Annotated in this window: 15 protein-coding genes; 9 read left to right on the top strand and 6 right to left on the bottom strand. The window is 60.3% G+C overall.

What is annotated here, in order from left to right; all coding sequences use genetic code 11:
* Both ACG74X_RS04105 and ACG74X_RS04100 read right to left on the bottom strand, forming a co-directional pair.
* On the bottom strand, positions 1 to 1268 hold a 1268-nt coding region (locus ACG74X_RS04105; RefSeq protein ID WP_411232862.1), incomplete at its 3' end, for a type VI secretion system Vgr family protein.
* Between the two features lie 395 nt (positions 1269 to 1663).
* Positions 1664 to 2311 carry a TetR/AcrR family transcriptional regulator gene (locus tag ACG74X_RS04100; RefSeq protein ID WP_411232861.1) on the bottom strand — a complete coding sequence of 216 codons (648 nt, stop codon included), beginning with the start codon at positions 2309 to 2311 and terminating at the stop codon, positions 1664 to 1666.
* Positions 2312 to 2437: 126 nt separating this feature from the next.
* On the opposite strand from ACG74X_RS04100, the gene ACG74X_RS04095 reads away from it, so the two are divergent.
* The 6 genes from ACG74X_RS04095 to ACG74X_RS04070 all read left to right on the top strand — a co-directional run bounded on the left by ACG74X_RS04095 (position 2438) and on the right by ACG74X_RS04070 (position 9218).
* Positions 2438 to 3271, top strand: a complete 834-nt coding sequence (locus tag ACG74X_RS04095; protein ID WP_411232860.1) for an FAD binding domain-containing protein — start codon at positions 2438 to 2440, stop codon at positions 3269 to 3271.
* On the top strand, positions 3268 to 3768 hold the full coding sequence (locus ACG74X_RS04090) for a (2Fe-2S)-binding protein (RefSeq protein WP_411232859.1): 501 nt from the start codon (positions 3268 to 3270) through the stop codon (positions 3766 to 3768). The genes ACG74X_RS04095 and ACG74X_RS04090 overlap by 4 nt, the downstream gene beginning before the upstream one ends.
* On the top strand, positions 3765 to 6146 hold the full coding sequence (locus ACG74X_RS04085; RefSeq protein ID WP_411232858.1) for a xanthine dehydrogenase family protein molybdopterin-binding subunit: 2382 nt from the start codon (positions 3765 to 3767) through the stop codon (positions 6144 to 6146). The genes ACG74X_RS04090 and ACG74X_RS04085 overlap by 4 nt, the downstream gene beginning before the upstream one ends.
* Positions 6147 to 6191: 45 nt before the next feature.
* Entirely contained in the window at positions 6192 to 7244 is a 1053-nt protein-coding gene (locus ACG74X_RS04080) for a C4-dicarboxylate TRAP transporter substrate-binding protein (protein ID WP_411232857.1), read from the top strand.
* A gap of 82 nt (positions 7245 to 7326) precedes the next feature.
* Positions 7327 to 7893 (top strand): TRAP transporter small permease subunit, encoded by a 567-nt coding sequence (locus ACG74X_RS04075; RefSeq protein ID WP_411232856.1) that lies wholly within the window; start codon positions 7327 to 7329, stop codon positions 7891 to 7893.
* Positions 7890 to 9218: a TRAP transporter large permease gene (locus tag ACG74X_RS04070; protein ID WP_411232855.1), complete on the top strand. Its 1329-nt coding sequence runs from the start codon at positions 7890 to 7892 to the stop codon at positions 9216 to 9218. Before ACG74X_RS04075 ends, ACG74X_RS04070 begins: the two co-directional genes overlap by 4 nt.
* A gap of 114 nt (positions 9219 to 9332) precedes the next feature.
* Here ACG74X_RS04070 and ACG74X_RS04065 read toward each other — a convergent pair whose 3' ends face one another.
* Genes ACG74X_RS04065 through ACG74X_RS04050 form a run of 4 tightly spaced genes read right to left on the bottom strand, consistent with a single transcriptional unit; the run spans position 9333 to position 13823 of the window.
* Complete coding sequence (locus ACG74X_RS04065) at positions 9333 to 10178, bottom strand: hypothetical protein (protein WP_411232854.1); 846 nt, start codon at positions 10176 to 10178, stop codon at positions 9333 to 9335.
* Positions 10178 to 11785 carry an acyl-CoA synthetase gene (locus tag ACG74X_RS04060; RefSeq protein ID WP_411232853.1) on the bottom strand — a complete coding sequence of 536 codons (1608 nt, stop codon included), beginning with the start codon at positions 11783 to 11785 and terminating at the stop codon, positions 10178 to 10180. Before ACG74X_RS04060 ends, ACG74X_RS04065 begins: the two co-directional genes overlap by 1 nt.
* Positions 11785 to 12954, bottom strand: a complete 1170-nt coding sequence (locus ACG74X_RS04055) for an acetyl-CoA acetyltransferase (protein ID WP_411232852.1) — start codon at positions 12952 to 12954, stop codon at positions 11785 to 11787. Before ACG74X_RS04055 ends, ACG74X_RS04060 begins: the two co-directional genes overlap by 1 nt.
* Entirely contained in the window at positions 12951 to 13823 is an 873-nt protein-coding gene (locus ACG74X_RS04050; RefSeq protein ID WP_411232851.1) for an IclR family transcriptional regulator, read from the bottom strand. The genes ACG74X_RS04055 and ACG74X_RS04050 overlap by 4 nt, the downstream gene beginning before the upstream one ends.
* Before the next feature lie 181 nt (positions 13824 to 14004).
* Between ACG74X_RS04050 and ACG74X_RS04045 the strand changes: the two genes are divergently transcribed.
* The 3 genes from ACG74X_RS04045 (at position 14005) to ACG74X_RS04035 (ending at position 16899) form a co-directional block, all read left to right on the top strand.
* On the top strand, positions 14005 to 15009 hold the full coding sequence (locus ACG74X_RS04045; protein ID WP_411232850.1) for a DctP family TRAP transporter solute-binding subunit: 1005 nt from the start codon (positions 14005 to 14007) through the stop codon (positions 15007 to 15009).
* Between the two features lie 74 nt (positions 15010 to 15083).
* Positions 15084 to 15569: a TRAP transporter small permease gene (locus ACG74X_RS04040; RefSeq protein ID WP_411232849.1), complete on the top strand. Its 486-nt coding sequence runs from the start codon at positions 15084 to 15086 to the stop codon at positions 15567 to 15569.
* Positions 15562 to 16899: a TRAP transporter large permease gene (locus ACG74X_RS04035; RefSeq protein WP_411232848.1), complete on the top strand. Its 1338-nt coding sequence runs from the start codon at positions 15562 to 15564 to the stop codon at positions 16897 to 16899. The genes ACG74X_RS04040 and ACG74X_RS04035 overlap by 8 nt, the downstream gene beginning before the upstream one ends.
* Positions 16900 to 16944 lie beyond the last annotated feature (45 nt).

Genomic DNA, 16944 nt, shown 5'->3' with positions numbered 1-16944 from the left:
CGCACCCAGCAGGTGTCGGTGCCGTCTTTTGCCGCGCGCCGGTCCCAGGGGAACCACAGCTTGATGCGGCCATATTCGTCGGGGTGGATCTCCTCGCCCTCGGGGCCCGCGACGATCGCCACCTGCGTGCCGTCGATGCGCGGGCGCGGGGTGGTCATTGGCGGGGTGGCGGGCACATCGGCGGGCAGCGCCAGAAAGCGGTTGGCATATTCGGGCTGATTTTCCACGCTCTCGTAGCTGGTGTCGACGGACTCGTGCTGGATCGCCAGGATCACATGCGGATCGAAGACATTGTCCGGGTTGGCCACGTCATAAGGCGTGAAGCGCGCGCCGGCGGCCAGGGTGCGCACCGTGCTGTCCCCCTCCACACGGGCGTGTTCGGCCTCCTGGACCTGCATCCGAAGCCGCGTGACACGCTCCACCGCCGCGTTCTCGATCCCCTCGGACGCCCGACTGCCCGGGCCGTAACCGGCCTGCGCCGGATAGCTGTAGCGTTCGTAATTGCCGTTCTTCGGCAGGCTGATCGCACTGGGCGTGTCGCCGCCGGGCACCGTGCTTGGGGTGGTGAAGTTCCAGTCCCGCCCGGCATGGCCGCCGGGGATGTAGCGGAAGGTCGTGTCGAACCGCGAGATGTGGTTGCGGTCGGTCGAGCCATGCGAAAAGCGCACGTCCTCGCCGCCGACATAGCCCGCCGCATGGCTGGCGATGTGCATCCGGTGCGCGCCCGCCTTATGGGTCCACCAGTAGAACAGACCGTCCTCTTCAAGCCTGCGGGTGAGGTAGTCCAGATCGGTCTCGTTCCACTGCACCGAATAGTGCTGCGGTGGCACCGGTTCGACCACGCCCGCCGTCTCGGGGGCGGCAATGCCATGCTCGCCCAGCAGCTCTTCGGCAATGTCGAGGGCGGATTTGTCCAGCCAGATGCGGCAATCCGAGGTCTGGCTGAGCAGCCACAGATCGGGCCGCAAAGTGAGCGTGTATTCCCGCAGGCCGCGCGTCTGCCGCGGCCCTGCTCGCAGATCGGTGACGATGGCATTCCAGCTCCGCCGCTCGCCGCCGCCCAGCTCGACGCTGACATCCACTGCTTTGCCCAGCAGATCCTGCGGCACCAGATCGGGCGTCTTGGACCGGACAATGACCTGCCCCTCGAACAGCTCCGAGATCGACTCCCGAAAGCTCAGCTTCTGCGCCAGAAGCACATCCGCGCCCAACGGGCTTTCAATCCGCAAGATCCGCTCGGCCTGAATGAAGTCAGCTTCGGCATTCATAAGGCAGGCTCCGGGGATCAATCGCTACACGTGTCACATTAACAAAAATCGTATATCGTCCTGCCGCAGAGTCACATATGCCTTTCCGCACCTTGCGAAATTCCGCCGATCACCCGGCCTCTGGCCCGGTTGGAAAAAATTGGGCGTCTGTCATTTCGCTAAGCTTTTCTTTGAGGAGTTTGTCATAGCCGTCTAGCTTTTCGCGGTGAACATCGAGGGATTTTCCGACGGAGCTGACACGCCCGTGTCAGACTTTGGCCATGTTGGACCTGTCTCTGCGTATTCGGGGCGTATCTGATGAGATGTTTTGATCCCGTAACCAAAGTTCGGTTCGGTAATTGCAGATTATCCAAGTTCGTCCGGACAAGACGGAAGCCCGTCGTTGGCACCTAGTCTTAGTCGTCAGTGCCGATATCGAAGAACTGAAGATACTTGTCGATCGCCCGTGCAATCTCTTCTTGAGGCTCGGCGGGCTCCGGCATGCGGTAGATATGCTGGCGTATCCCAATGTAGACTATCCCGCCATGCAAGTTCCAAACATCTTCCATTTTCGGAGATTTGTCCGTGCGGGCCAGCACCTCGGTTTCCGCCAAAAGCGGGCTTAGGATGACGTCACCCAAGTGTTTGAGGTAGCGGCGGTTGAGAGATGCACCAGCCAGTCCCGAGAACATGAAAATTCGCATCCATTCCCGCTCGAAGATCAGGGCGCTGTATTCGCTGTAAAAGGCAAGGAGGCGTTTCCGTAGGGGTACGCTGCGGTCGGTTAGGCGTTCTGGCCAGTCGGGAGATAGGCGACCGATATAAACCTTTTCATAGACCGCATCGATCAAGTCATCCTTAGTAGCGAAATAGTTGAAAATCAGGGATTGCGTGACACCAAGACGTCTGGCCAAGTCGCGCGTTTTACCCTCCAGCCCAACCTCTGCAAAGAAGCGCACAGCTTCGTCGAGGATTTGTTGACGGCGTTCAGCCGGGGGCAGACGCTTTCGCGTGGCACCGTCTTCGCCATCGCGGGCGGGTTTTTCGGTCTGTCCGTCCATCATACGCCCTCAAAGTTTTGGTAGTCGCAAAAATTTCCACTTGCAACGACTCGCTTTTAAAGATCATCTGCTCAATAAGATTGATCAAGTGCTCAATCAGGTGCGGATCGAAAAAGAGGGGAGAACGCCATGAAGGCAGCGGCGGGAGGCTATGCCCGGGCTGAGAGCGTGGGACATGCGCTTGAATTGCTGGCCGGATCAGATGGTCAGGGGCGCGTGTTGGCAGGCGGCCAAAGCTTGATCGCAGCCATGAACATGCGTCTGTCCGTCGGGGATTTGTTGGTTGATATCTCGAAGATACGTGATCTGTCCGGTATTACTGTAGACGACGACACTCTGCGGATTGGCGCGCTGACCCGTCACGCCGAAGTTGGTGCCGATCCAAGTGTGAATACCCATGCGCCGCTTTTGACGGACGCGGTCGCGCATATCGCACATGCGGCCATTCGTAATCGCGGCACAATCGGGGGTGCGCTGGCGCATGCTGATCCTGCGGCCGAATTTCCGGCCTGCGCCTTGGCGCTTGGCGCGACGATACATGCCGAAGGACCAGACGGCACGCGCGCCATCGCGGCTGAGGACTTTTTCGAAGATGTCTTTACGACCGCATTGGACGAGAGCGAAATCCTGACTGCGATCACGCTGCCAATTGCCGAGTATGGCGAATTGCAGATCATCGAAGAGGTCGCCCGCCGGTCGGGAGACTATGCGCTGGTGGGTTTGTGCTTGGTCAAGCGCAAGGCAGGACATCGGATTTCGCTATTTTCGGTCGGGCCGAAGCCCGTTCTGGCAACTGGGGCCATGGCCGCTCTGGATGCCGGCGATCTGGATGCCGCTGTTGATGCGCTGAGCACCGAAATCGACCCACCGTCTGACACCCAGGCCAGTGCCGCATATCGCCGCCATTTGGCTGACGTTCTGCTGCGCCGCGCATTCGCCCGTCTTGAAGGAGACGCCGCATGATCGAGATGTTTCGTGACAAGGTCGACGTGTCCCTGACGGTCAATGGCGAACCGGTCGAGGCCCGTGTGCCAGCCGGACAACACATGATTGACTTTCTGCGCCTGGAATTGGGGCTGACCGGCGCGCATGCCAGTTGCGAACACGGCGTCTGCGGCGCTTGCACGATCCGCGTTAACGGTGACGCCGTGCGCGGATGCCTGATGCTGGCGGCCCAGGCGGACGGGGCCGAGGTTTGGACGGTAGAGGGCCTGACCGACACCGACGCAATCAGCGATTTGCAGGATGCCTTCGTGGCGCGCAACGCATTGCAGTGTGGGTTCTGCACGCCGGGTATGCTGGTTTCAGCCGAAGAGCTGCTGTCCAAAGGTGGAACGCCAAGCCGGGCCGAAATCCGGGAACATCTGTCAGGCAATTATTGCCGCTGTACGGGCTACGAGGCCATCATTGATGCCGTGGAACGTGTCGCGCAGCAGCGCGCTGGAAAGGGACAAGCATGACGATACCGTTCAACAACCCTGACCGCCCGAATTCCTATATCGGCAAAACCGTTCCACGTCCGAATGCGACCAAACTTGTGCAGGGCCGTGGCCGCTATGTTGATGACATCGTGCTGCCGCGTATGCTGCATGTCGCGTTTTCGCGGTCGCCCGTTGCGCACGCAAAAATAGGTGAGATCGATCTGGAGGAAGCCAAGACCGTCAAAGGTGTCTTACGCGTGTTTACCGGCCAAGATCTGACTGAGGTATGCACACCTTGGGTCGCGGTTCTGGCACATCTAAAGGGGCTGAAATCCCCGCCCGAACACCCGCTGGCCGTGGACCGCACCTGTTGGGTTGGGGAGCCTGTTGTGGCGGTTGTCGCCACCACGCGCGCGGCAGCGGAGGAGGCGGCGTCGCTGGTCATGGTCGACTACGACGATCTGCCCATCGTTACGGACACCATGACCGCGCTCGACCAGGACACACCTGTCATTCATCCCGATCTGGGTGACAACCTCGCATTTCGCCGACTGCACGAAGAAGGCGACGTCGACGAAGTGTTCAAGACTGCACACAAGGTCGTGTCAGCCAGTTTCCGCACCGCGCGTCATACGGGCGTTACGCTTGAGCCGCGGTCGATCCTCGTCGACTGGAACCCGGCAGAAGGGCAAATGACGGCCTATCATGCAACACAGGCCCCGCACATGATGCAGACCGTCTTGGCCAAACATCTCGACATTCCTGAAAGCCGCGTTCGTGTGGTTTGCGGCGATGTGGGCGGGTCCTATGGCATCAAGGTACATGTCTACCCTGACGAGGTAGCGACAGCGGCCATTGCCAAGGTCATGGGGCGTCCGGTCAAATTTATCGCCGACCGGCTCGAAAGTTATACCACCGATATTCACGCACGTGACCACGAAATCAAAGCCAAAATCGCGGTGGATGCGGATGGCAAGATCCTTGCGATGGACGTCGATGACTGGACCGGCATCGGGCCCTATTCGGTCTATCCCCGCACCTCGGCGATCGAGGGCAATCAGGTCGTGAACCTGTGCGGTGGTCCGTATGATTTTGCCAATTACCGGGCGCAGACCACGGTTGTCTTTCAGAACAAGACGCCAACCTGCCAATATCGCGCCGTAGGGCATCCCGTTGCGGTCGCCATCACCGAAGGTTTGGTTGATATGGCGGCGGCGGCGATTGGGATGGACCCGGTCGAAATCCGGCGGCGCAATATGTACGCAGACGATGCCTATCCGGTCACATCGCCCGCCAAGATGAAGTTCGAAGGCCTGTCGCACCACGCGTCGATGGACAAGCTGATAGAGATGATGGATTACGACGCGCTGCGCGCCGATCAGGCCGAAGCGCGTAAGCAGGGCAAGTATCGCGGCATCGGCATTGCGTCTTTTATCGAACTGACCAACCCGTCACCGTTTATGTACGGCATCGGTGGCGCGCGCATCTCGGCGCAGGATGGCTGCACCGTGCGGATGGACCCGGACGGGTCGGTGGTGGCGCTGTCCGGAGTGACCGAACAGGGCCAAGGGACGGAGGCGATGCTTAGTCAGGTCGTGGCCGAAGGGGTCGGCGTAAACCCATCCAACGTGCGTGTGATCACAGGCGATACGCAGGTCACGCCCTATGGCGGGGGCACATGGGCCTCGCGCGGCGCGGGCATTGGCGGAGAGGCTGCTTTGCAGGCAGCGCGAGCGCTGCGCGAATCTATCCTCGAGGTGGCCGCAGCGATGTTGCAAGCAGACGCTGGAAAGCTTGATATCCAAGATGGACAGATCGTCGATGCCGACACGGGCGAAAAGCGTATGCCGCTCGAGGAACTGGGGCGGATTGTCTATTTCCGGGGTGATACATTACCCAAGGATTTGCCGCGTGAACTGGTCCAGACCCGGCACTTTATCACGATGGAATATCCTTTCGCCTTTACCAATGGTGTGCAAGCCTCGTACCTGGAGGTCGACACCGATACAGGCGTGGTGACCCTTCTCAAGCATTGGTGCGTCGAGGATTGCGGCCGCGTCATCAACCCGCAACTGGTGGATGAACAGATCCGCGGAGGGATCGTTCAAGGCCTTGGCGGCGCGCTTTACGAGGAGATCCATTACGACGAGGACGGTCAGCTGCTGAATGGCTCAATGGCGGACTACCTTGTGCCAATGGCGGCCGAGATGCCGGATATGCAGGTCGCGCACGTGGAAACACCGACACAGGAAAGCGAATTAGGGGCCAAAGGTGCCGGCGAGGCTGGCACGGCTGGTGCACCGGCCGCCGTCATGAACGCCATCAACGATGCTCTGCGCCCGCTTGGGGCGCAGGTGACCGAAATGCCCTTTACACCGGAACGCATCCTGCGGGCTTTGAGTAAAATCGACGACTGAATCAAAAGGGCGCCGGGGAGTGCGCCCGTCAAAGGGAGGACAACCATGAAACTCACAGCACTTACAACAATCGGTGCGATGCTGATGGGCAGCGCGGCCTTTGCGCAGCAAAGCATCACCGTGAACATCGGCTCGTCGCATCCAGAGGCCAATATCTGGGTATACGCGATGAAAAACACGTTCCAGCCCGAGGTGAACCGGATCCTAGCTGAGAATGGCAATGAGTATCAGGTGAACTGGTCCGAAAACTATGCCGGAACGCTTTACAAGTTCACTGACACGCGCGAAGCGGTGATGGACGGTATCGTTGATATCGGCATGGTCGGCACGGTTTGGGAAGGCGCGAACATGCCGCTTCAGAACGTGACCTACTTCACACCGTTCGCCACCGAAGATCACCGCATGATCATCGAAATCTTTGACGATCTTTCCGAAAACCTGCCCGAGCTGAAAAACAGCTGGTCTGAAAACGGCATGGTTCACCTGTCGTCCCTGATTACAGACAGCTATGATATTTACGGGACATTCCCCGTCAATTCGCTTGCTGATCTGCAAAACCGCAAGCTGAACGCGCCGGGCACGTCGGCCAATTGGCTGCGCGACACGGGTGCCACACCCGTCGATGGCGCATTGACCACGTATTACACAAACATCCAGACCGGAGTGACCGAAGGCACCCTGTCCTTTGCGTCGGGCATCCTGCCCACCCGCGTCTACGAAGTGGCCCCCGAACTGACCCGCGTTGGCATCGGATCAATGTATTTCGGTGGGATCGCAGCGAACGAGGATTTCTTCGGCGGCTTGCCAGAGCCTGTTCAGCAGGCAATGCGCGAAGCAGCGCAAGCCACGTCTATCGCACATGGTGATTACGTGGCGGATCTCGCAGAGCGCGCCTTGGAAGAGATGCAGGCAGCAGGTTTGACGATTCACCAACTGCCCGATGAAGAAAAGGCGGCGTGGGTCAACGGCCTGCCAAATATCATTGAGCCCTGGTTGGAGCAGACAGGCGAGGCGGGCGAGACCGTGCTCAAGGCTTATTTCGCCGCTCTGCGCGAACGTGGCGCGACACCACTGCGGAATTGGGACGAAGGTCTCTAAGATCGCAAGATGCACAAAACGCCCGCCCCGGACCCATATGGATCGGGCGGGCGTATCCTTGCCAGCAGGACACCCCCCGGTCATGACCACAGAAGACACAACCGAGCTGCAGGAGGACCGATTTGTCCCGGCCTTTTCCGAAGCTCCTTACGGCGCGGTGCTCGGTTCGGTTGCCGCCGCCATGTCAGCGGTCGGCACCGCCAGCATCGGCGCGCTGATGCTGCTGATTGTGGCAGACGTGATCGGACGCAACTTTCTGGATGCGCCGATCACTGGTGTGTCCGAAATCGCCGCCCGCACCGTTGTTGCCATTGTCTTTTTGCAAGTCCCGGCAGCGATCCTGCAACTGCGGTTGACCCGGGCCGATTTCCTGGTTCGCAGGCTTCAGAAATCCAGCCCCCGCCTGGTGGCGTGGCTCGAGGCGTTGTTCTGCCTTGCCGGTGCGATTGTCTTTGCACTGATCCTTTGGGCGTCTTGGCCGAAATTCCTCAGCGCGTGGCAAAGTGCCGAGTTCTTTGGCGTCCAGGGCGTCTGGACCATTCCGACATGGCCATTCCGTGGCATCACCCTTCTGGGCTGCATCGTGGCGGCGTTGGCCGCCCTCTACAGAGCGCGTGACGAAATTCGCCGCGTGAGGAGCACGGCATGACCACGCTGACCATCGGGTTCATCCTGATCGCCGTGCTGATCGGTCTGGTGCTGTTGGGCATGCAGATCGCCTATGCCTTATTCGGGGTTGCCTTCCTTGGGATCTGGATCATTCGCGGCAATATCGATCTGTCTTTCCGGATGCTGGAACTGACGGCCTATTCCGGGATCGCGGATTACCTGTTTGCGACAATTCCGCTGTTCGTCCTGATGGGACTCTTGGTCAGCGTGTCCAACGTCGGGCGCGACACGTTTGAAGTCGCCGAAGAACTGTTGCGCCGGATGATTTGCGGGCTTGGCGTCGCCACAGTTGCCGCGAATACCATCTTTGCTGCGGTCACTGGTGTGTCGATCGCATCCGCGGCGGTCTTTACCCGCGTCGCCGTGCCAGAGATGACGCGCCATGGGTATCGCCCTGCGTTCTCTGCGGGCACGGTTGCGGGGTCTTCGGTGTTGGGCATGCTGATCCCGCCTTCGCTGCTTTTGATTATCTACGGTGTCCTTGCCGAAGTCTCGATCGGGGGCATGTTCATCGCAGGCATTATCCCTGGTCTGATGCTGGCACTTGGGTTTGTCGCCATGCTGATCATGATCACCATCGCGTTTCCCAAGTTTGTTCTGAACGATCCCGACGCGGCGCGCGAACGGCGGCTGGACCGTGATTTCACGCCTATGCCGCTTGGGGTTCTTATCCTCAAACTGGTGCCAATTGTTCTGCTGGTCATCCTTGTGCTGGGGGGTCTTTACACCGGGTTCTTCACCCCGACCGAGGCTGGCGGCATTGGTGCCTTTGGCGCATTGATCGTGGCACTGTCGCGTCGCAGCCTTGATCGCCACAAGCTTTGGCAAGTGATGAAGCAGACCGGTGTGATCTCGGTCTCTATTCTGTTGTTGCTTGTAGCGGCGTCCTTTTATTCCCGAATGTTGGCGATTGCCGGCTTGCCGAACGCCATTGCGGGTTTGGTGACAGATTCTGGCTTTGACCCGATGGGATTCTTGTTCTTCTATGCGGTGATCATCCTCTTGATGGGGATGATCCTGGACAGCACATCAATCCTGCTGATCATGGTGCCCATCGCCGCCCCAATCGCGCAAGGCCTTGGTATTGACCTTATGCATTTCGGCATTGTCACAGTGCTTGCAGTTGAGATCGGGTTGCTGACACCACCTTTCGGGATATCGGTGTTCACAGTGCATAACACGCTTAATGATCCGGATGTCTCGGTAGAACAGATTTTTGCGGCAACACTGCCCTTTATCGCTGTGATGATGCTCGTGCTGGTGATCGTGGCGCTCGTTCCGGAAACCGTGACCGTGTTCTTGTAATAAAGCGGCTCAGAGCATCGTTTCGCGGTCCCAACAGATTGCAGGTTGCGTGTTCTTGATCGGCACGATGGCCAGCGCCTGCACGAATGGTGCGCTTGGAAAATAGCACCACCTCTATCCGGTGGTGCGGGCGATCAGCAGAATTTCCGCTGTGACCAGCACCGGATTTTCGCCTGCGCGCAACACGCCCTGGGCATATCCTCCGTCAAATCCGACAGAGAGCGCCTGTAAAGAAGGTCGTCTACCGCCGGTCTGCCCGTCTGTCAGCAGGATCTCTGTCGCGTAAGACTGGATTGTCGTATCCTCGAAATGCGTTCCGATCAGGCTTCCGATGCCTTCGATCTGCACCGGACCAACGAAATTCGTATCGGCAAGCGTTTGCAACGCGCCTGTGATGTCTTCATGTGGACGCAGGATGCACAGAACGGCATTTGGCACAGTCGGTGCGGTTTTGGTCGGCTCGGGTGCGAACAACGTGAATTGGGTTTCGGGATCGGGCCGCGCGACCAGATGCGCGCCTGTCAAAGCCCAGCCGTCGACCAACGTATCGCGGGCAATGATGCTGGTCTCGGGCAACAAATGGCCAACCTGTCCAACGCCGTCCGACCCCTGCCAAATTCCATGCGTATGGGTGAACGGCACACCGTCGCGCCACCCCAGATGGGTGCCGCCGTCCACGATTGTCGCCGCGCCGGGATTTTCGTGCGTAACGCTGTACCACGCGACATGGCCATCGCCCGGCGCGGGGGCGGGCCTGACAAAGCACACACGCTCCATCGGGATGTTGCGCAACCTCAGATAGCCCGCCGTGGCCCCCAGTTCGGCAAAGCCCTGTGCCACAGCCACGCCAAAACTCTGCCCTTCGCGCAGAGTGATGGTGACGCGCTGCGCGTGGCAAGGTACGGCGACCCGCCGCGCCGCATGTTTCGGGCCGGGATGAACGATCTTCGGCCTGTGCATCAGGATACCGGCGGGCGCGCGATCTCTCCACGCGCGAAAAGCTCCTCGCGGATCGTCTTTTTGGTGATCTTGCCATAGGCCGATTTCGGCATCTCGTCCCAGAAGACAAGGCGTCGTGGCAGTTTGTAGCGCGCTATCCTGTCTGCCAACCAGTCCAGCACCGCCTGCGGGTCAGGCCGTTCGCCGGTCCGGGCAACGCAGACCGCAATCCCAACCTCGCCCCAAACCGGATCGGGCACACCCAGAACGGCAGCTTCGGACAGTGCCGGATGCATCAGCAGCTTTTCCTCGATCTCGCGCGGATAAATGTTCGAGCCGCCCGAGATATACATGTCTGACGCCCGCCCCGTCAGATAGACAAAGCCCTGATCGTCCATATGGCCAAGATCGCCGGTCAGGAACCAGCCGTTACGGAAACTTTTGGCATTGGCTTGCGGGTTATCGTGATAGCCGGCAAACACCGCCGGACCGATGACGGCGATTTCGCCAGTGTCAAAGGGCGCGCATTCCTCACCTGTGTCGGTCTGGATCTGAACCTGCATCCCGGTGCGTGCAAAGCCGCAGGTGCCCACGCGCATGGTCCCATCGTCGATATGATGTTGTGCGGGCGGCAGGACAGTGATGTTGCCCGTCACTTCGCCAAGGCCAAAATATTGCACCAGAACCGGCCCAAGCGCCTTGAGCGCGCGCACCTGATCGGCCCGGTACATCGGCGCGCCGGCATAGATGACGTATCGCAGGCAGGAGTGATCGACCGTTCCAAGGCTCTCGTGCTCGACCAACAGCTTTACAATGGTCGGCACGGTGAACATGTTGGTGACGCGCCATTTTTCGACCAGATGCCAGATCTCGGACGGATCGAACCTGTCCTGCGCCGGAAGGATGGTCTTTACCCCATGGGCCACCTGCGCCAGCTGATGAACGCCCGCGCCATGAGATAAGGGTGCGACCGCCAGCGACGCATCGTCCGGGCCGGTGCCGGGCATGAGATCGCACAGATGGTTGGTCACAACAAACGCCATTTGGCCATGTGTCAGGACCGCCGCCTTGGGCCGTCCGGTCGTGCCAGAGGTGAAAAAGAACCATGCTGGATCGTCCCGGTCGACCGGGGCGGTCGCGCAGGGCTGCCCGACATGGCGCGCCAATAGCGTCTCGTAATCTTCCGCGAACTCGGTAACGCCGATAGAGATGGTGAAATCCACCGACCCGGCGCAGGCCGCCGCATGGTCGCTGAAACGCGCGCCACAGATCATGCCGCGCGCGCCGGAAGACGCGGCAAGCCATGCAACATCGTCCGGCGATTGCCGGAAATTCACCGGAACCCAGACCGCGCCCAGGCGCCAGCAGGCGAACATAGCTTCGAACATCTGGTTGCAGTTCTCGGATTGCACCAGAATCCTGTCGCCCTTGGATACTCCGAACTCGGCCCGAAGCGCATGGGCAAAAGCGGTCGCACGGGCCTCCATCTCGGCCCAGCTCCAGCTTTGCGCGCCCCAGACAAAACCAGTGGCGGCGCTGTGGCGGCGTGCCGTTTCAGTCAGAAAATGTGACAGGTTCATCACGCGGGTGGATACCGGACCCATGCCGCCAAACACATCTTTCGCCATCAGCGCACCTTTTCCATGATCGAGACATAATTCGCGACCGATGCGCCACCCATGTTGAACACACCCGCCATTCGGGCGTCGGGGATTTGCATGTCTCCCGCCTTGCCATCAAGCTGCATTGCGGCCATCACATGCATCGACACGCCGCTCGCCCCGATGGGGTGGCCCTTGGATTTCAATCCTCCGGACGGGTTCACCGGCAAACGGCCATCCTTTGCGGTGATCCCGTCACGCATCACGCGGCCCCCCTCCCCCGGTTCGGCAAGGCCCATCGCCTCGTATTCCAGAAGCTCGGCAATGGTAAAGCAATCATGGCTTTCCACGAAGGAAAGATCGTCCAGCGTGATCCCGGCATCGCCAAGCGCGGCCTTCCACGCCATCGCCGCGCCGCGGAACTGCAGCGCGTCGCGATGCGACAGCGCCATGATATCGTTGACATGCGCCCGTGCGCGGAACCCGATGGCGCGTGCCATCTGCGCAGCGGTGTCCTCGTCGGCCAGAACGAGCGCCGCCGCCCCGTCGGAAATCAGCGAACAATCGGTGCGCCTGAGCGGACCGGCGACATAAGGGTTTTTATCGCTGATCCGGTTACAGAAATCGACGCCGAAATCCTTGCGCATATGCGCCAGCGGATTGTCCAGCCCGTTGCGGTGGTTCTTGGCCGCGATCATCGCAAGCTCTTCGGACTTGTCGCCATAGCGCTGGAAATACCCCGCAGCAATCTGTCCAAACAGGCCAGCAAACCCGCCCTCGATATCGGCCTCTTCCTTGCGATAAGACGCACTAAGCAGGATGTCTCCGACCTCGGCGGTCGGGGTGGCCGTCATTTTTTCGGCCCCGACGACCAGCGCGATCCGGCCGCGCCCAGCTTCGATGAAATCCATGGCCCCATGCAGCGCCGCCGATCCCGTCGCGCAGGCGTTTTCATAGCGGGTGGCAGGCGTATGTGCGAAGCGGTCGTCCCCCATCGCCACCAGCGCGCCCTGAAAATCCTGCTTCGAAAACCCGTTGTTGAAGACACCGACAAAGATCGCGTCCACATCCTCGGCTTCGATCCCGGCATGATCCAGCGCGCCGGGAACGGTGGCGGACATCAGGGTTTCCGTGTCGGGATGTTCCGATTTGCCAAAAGGGCTATGGGCCCATCCGACAATCTGTGCCTTGGTCATATCGCGTTCCTTTCGGTTTGGCGGGGGTGTGCATGGTCCGCTTCATCAGCGGGGCCGCGCGCCAATCGGCGCTCCATCCTGTCGGCTTCGGACAGCAAAAGCGCGGACAGCGCGTCGCGTCTTGGGTGCTGCATCCGGCTTGCCACCGCAGCAAGCGAAAGCGCCCCCGCAAGTTGCCCATCCGGCCAGCGTAGCGCAACGCCCAGCCCCCAGGATTCGGCATAGACCATCCCCGGATTAAGCGCGACGCGGGTTGATCGCACCTCGTTCAGCCTGTTCGAGAGCGCGCCGGGATCAATCTGGGGATACTCGCGGGTCAGGAGATCGCGGTTGTCACGCAGGATGGTTGCGGCTTCGGCATCAGGCAGGGCGGCAAGCATCGCCAACGATCCCGCGCCCACCCCAAGCGGGTGCCTGTGCCCCGGCATCAGCGCATAGGTGCGCACGGGATGGTCACCCTCTTCGCGGTGCAGGCAGACCGAAAATCCACCGCGCCTGATCGACAGGAACGCGGCATCCCCGGTCTTGCCTGCAAGGCGGGACAGGATGTCCATTGCCAGACCCAACAGCGAATGACGCGTTGTCGCCATCTGACCCAGTAGAAATACCTCTTCGCCAAGGTGGTAACTGCGGGTTTCGGGGCATTGTTCAACCATCCCCGACTGGATGAGCGCCAGAAGCAGCCGTCGTGTCGTGGCCTTGTTGAGCGCCGCACCCTGAGCGAGCCGAGAAAGCCCGATGCCGTCTTGGCCCGCATGACCGATGTGGCGCAGCAGGCTGAGCGCGCGGTCGACGCTTTGGGCGCCGCGAAGCGGAACAGCCTCGGAGTATAGTTCCACGATGTGAACCTCAATGGTGAAGCGCGTCAAGGAATTTCATATTAGACCAATTCAGCGGGCTGACATAGTCCATTTCCGGATGTCTGATAAACAAATTGGTCTTGTCAGTGCAAAAATAATAGGTCCATGATGTGAACAGCATCACAGGTCCACGGCGCAGGCACGGGTTACGGAATGCCGGACGCGGGCCGATCAACAAAGGAGGATCACAATGGGTTTCATCACTTTCAGCCGCGCGGCGGCTTTGACGGTCTTTGCAGCTGCGGCGCTGGCCGGGCCGGTGGGGGCCGAAACGCTGCGTCTGTCGCACAATACCGGCGATGCAACGACATGGCATCAAGGTGCCGAGAAGTTCGGCGAGTTGCTAAGCGAAAAGACAGGCGGCGCGCTCGACGTGCGGGTGTTTCCGAACGCGCAGCTTTCGGGCGGCGACCAGATGAAACAGGCCGAAATGGTCGGGCGCGGCGCGCTCGATCTGGTGCTGACCTCGGCCATCAACGTCACGCCGCTCGTGCCTGAAATGGCGGTCTTCTCGCTGCCGTATCTGTACGCGAATTACGATCAGGTCGATGCCACGACCCAGGGCGCGCCGGGCGAGATGCTGTCGGAGATCCTTGCCGAAAAGGGCATCAAGGTTCTGGCTTGGGGCGAAAACGGGTTTCGCGAGGTGACGAACAACGTCCGCCCAGTCAGGACGCCGGAGGATATGAAGGGCCTCAACATGCGTGTCGCGGGGCCGATGTATATCGACGTGATGAATGCGCTCGGTGCGAACCCGCAGCAGATGCAATGGGTCGAAACGATGACCGCGCTGCAACAAGGCGTCGTCGACGGCCAGGAAAACCCGATCGGCGCAGTGATCATTCCGCAGCAGGTCTACGAGGTGCAGAAATACCTCACAACGTGGCACTATTCCTACGATCCGATCTTCCTTGGCGTCGCCCAGTCGAAATGGGACGAGATGGACGCCGATACACAGGCCGCCATGCAGGAGGCCGCGGACGAGGCGATGGCCTATCAGCGGCAGATCACCCGCGAGGGCACGACAAACGGGATCGCCTTCCTGCGCGAAAAGGGCATGGAGATCTACGAGCCGTCGCCCGAAGAACTGGACGCGTTCCGTGCCGCAACGCAGCCGGCTTTCGACGAATGGGCCGCCAAGGTCGGAACCGATATCGTCGACACGTTCCAGACAACCATCGCCGAAAGCCAGTAACCCATGTAAAAGAGGACACGCCCGTTGCTCGGGCTTGTCCGGCAGCTATCGCCTTATTCCGAAGGGGTCCAAACATGCGTCATGTCTTGCGCGATGCGGAAAAGATCATTTGCGCGGCGCTGTTTCTTGGAATGACGGGGCTTGGCTTTGCCAATGTCTTTGTGCGCTACGCGACAAACATGTCGTTCGCCGCAACCGAGGAATTGTTGACCAACGGTTTTCTTCTTTTGACCATTTTCGGGGCCGCGCTTGCCGCGCGGCGCGGTGAACATCTTGCGGTGACACTTGTCCACGACAGCTTGCCGCGATGGCTCTGGCGTCCGGTGTTCCTTCTGTCTGCCACGCTATCGGTTGGGTTGCTTGCCATATCGGCCTGGTTTTCATGGGCGACGCTGGCCAATCTTTTCTCAAACGGCATGCGGTCTTACGCGCTGGGGCTTCCGGCGTGGTATTATCAAGCCGCCGTACCTTTCGGTTTTGCCCTCATCATCCTGCGCTACGTTCAACACGCGGTTGAGGTTCTCAAGGGTCGGGCGCGCGACGTGATACCGGATGTCTGATCTCATCACCGACATTCCGGCAGGCACGCAGATGGTGATCGCGTTTTTTCTGCTGATGGCCTTGCGCGTACCCGTTGCCTTCTCTCTGGGTCTGTCAGCAATTTATGCAATGTGGCTGATCGGGTTCGGGTTCGATCTTGCCGGCGATCTAATTGCCGCTGGCATCACCAAATTCTCGCTTCTTGCGATCCCGTTTTTCATACTGGCCGGAACATTGATGGGTTCATTGGGCATCGCAGAGCGGATGATCCGGTTTTTCCGCGTTCTGGTCGGGGATCTGCCCGGAGGCATGGGCGCGGTGGGCACGGTGGTCTGTCTGTTCTGGGGCGCGGTCAGCGGGTCCGGCCCCGCATCTGTGGCGGCAATCGGTCCGATGATCATTCGCGGCATGGAGGAAGACGGCTATCCCCGCGCCTATGCGGCGGGGCTGGTCTGCACAGGTGCAGCCCTGTCGATTGTCATTCCGCCATCAATCGGGCTGGTGATCTATGGCGTGATCGCCGAAACTTCCATTTCCCAGCTTTTCATCGCCGCCATCCTGCCCGGGCTGGTGATGGGCGCGGCGATGATTACGGTTCTGCCCTTTGCCACCCGAACGCGCAGCTTGCCCACGCGCAGCCCCAGCCTCGATGCGTTAAGCCCGGTGGAACATGCCGGGAAAAGCTATGGCGCACGCCTCTGGCGGTCGTTCCGGGACAGTTTCTGGGGCCTCATGACACCCGTTGTCATCCTGGGCGGGATCTATTCCGGCATCTTCACCCCGACCGAGGCGGCGCTCGTTGCAACGGTCTATGCGCTTGGCGTAGGGGCCATTGCCTACCGCACCCTGACCTTACGCGGGCTTTACGATGCGCTCGGCGATGCCGCCGCTTCCTCGGCGGTGGTGATGCTCGTGGTGGCCTATGCGAGCCTCTTCGGCTGGGTGGTCACAGTCGAGGATCTCGTCGGCAGCTATTCGACCGCGCTGCTGGGGCTGAGCGGGAACGAATTTGTCATCCTGGCCGTGATCATGCTTATCCTGCTGGTGGCCGGGATGTTCATGGATGCGGTCACCGTCATGTTCATCACCTTGCCGATAATCCTGCCGGTGGTGCGCGAACTGGGTTGGGATCCGGTCTGGTTCGGGGTGCTGGTCATGGTCAATCTGGCCATCGGCCTGATCACACCGCCGGTCGGGATCAACCTCTATGTAGCGGCCAATGTCACGCGCCTTCCGATAGAACGCGTAGCGCGCAGTGTCATGCCGTTCCTGGCAGCCAGCCTGATCGGTCTTGCCCTCATAGCGGTGTTGCCCGGCCTTTCGGGTGTGCTGCTCGCCTGGATGAACTGAAACAGGCGATCCCGGTCCGCCGGACGGGACAGGGGCACCATTTGA

Source organism: Marivita sp. S0852 (assembly GCF_046591575.1).
Classification (GTDB): Bacteria; Pseudomonadota; Alphaproteobacteria; order Rhodobacterales; family Rhodobacteraceae; genus Marivita.
The sequence above is the reverse complement of the archived record's forward strand: the minus strand, read 5'-3'. Positions and strand labels throughout refer to the sequence as shown.

Bases quoted from the DNA above. Each gene is read 5' to 3' on its own strand.
- ACG74X_RS04060 (WP_411232853.1), bottom strand. From the start codon at position 11,785: ATGGCGAAAGATGTGTTTGGCGGCATGGGTCCGGTATCCACCCGCGTG.
- ACG74X_RS04075 (WP_411232856.1), top strand. From the start codon at position 7,327: ATGACCACAGAAGACACAACCGAGCTGCAGGAGGACCGATTTGTCCCG.
- ACG74X_RS04055 (WP_411232852.1), bottom strand. From the start codon at position 12,954: ATGACCAAGGCACAGATTGTCGGATGGGCCCATAGCCCTTTTGGCAAA.
- ACG74X_RS04090 (WP_411232859.1), top strand. From the start codon at position 3,268: ATGATCGAGATGTTTCGTGACAAGGTCGACGTGTCCCTGACGGTCAAT.
- ACG74X_RS04065 (WP_411232854.1), bottom strand. From the start codon at position 10,178: ATGCACAGGCCGAAGATCGTTCATCCCGGCCCGAAACATGCGGCGCGG.
- ACG74X_RS04100 (WP_411232861.1), bottom strand. From the start codon at position 2,311: ATGATGGACGGACAGACCGAAAAACCCGCCCGCGATGGCGAAGACGGT.
- ACG74X_RS04045 (WP_411232850.1), top strand. From the start codon at position 14,005: ATGGGTTTCATCACTTTCAGCCGCGCGGCGGCTTTGACGGTCTTTGCA.
- ACG74X_RS04095 (WP_411232860.1), top strand. From the start codon at position 2,438: ATGAAGGCAGCGGCGGGAGGCTATGCCCGGGCTGAGAGCGTGGGACAT.
- ACG74X_RS04035 (WP_411232848.1), top strand. From the start codon at position 15,562: ATGTCTGATCTCATCACCGACATTCCGGCAGGCACGCAGATGGTGATC.
- ACG74X_RS04085 (WP_411232858.1), top strand. From the start codon at position 3,765: ATGACGATACCGTTCAACAACCCTGACCGCCCGAATTCCTATATCGGC.
- ACG74X_RS04080 (WP_411232857.1), top strand. From the start codon at position 6,192: ATGAAACTCACAGCACTTACAACAATCGGTGCGATGCTGATGGGCAGC.
- ACG74X_RS04040 (WP_411232849.1), top strand. From the start codon at position 15,084: ATGCGTCATGTCTTGCGCGATGCGGAAAAGATCATTTGCGCGGCGCTG.
- ACG74X_RS04070 (WP_411232855.1), top strand. From the start codon at position 7,890: ATGACCACGCTGACCATCGGGTTCATCCTGATCGCCGTGCTGATCGGT.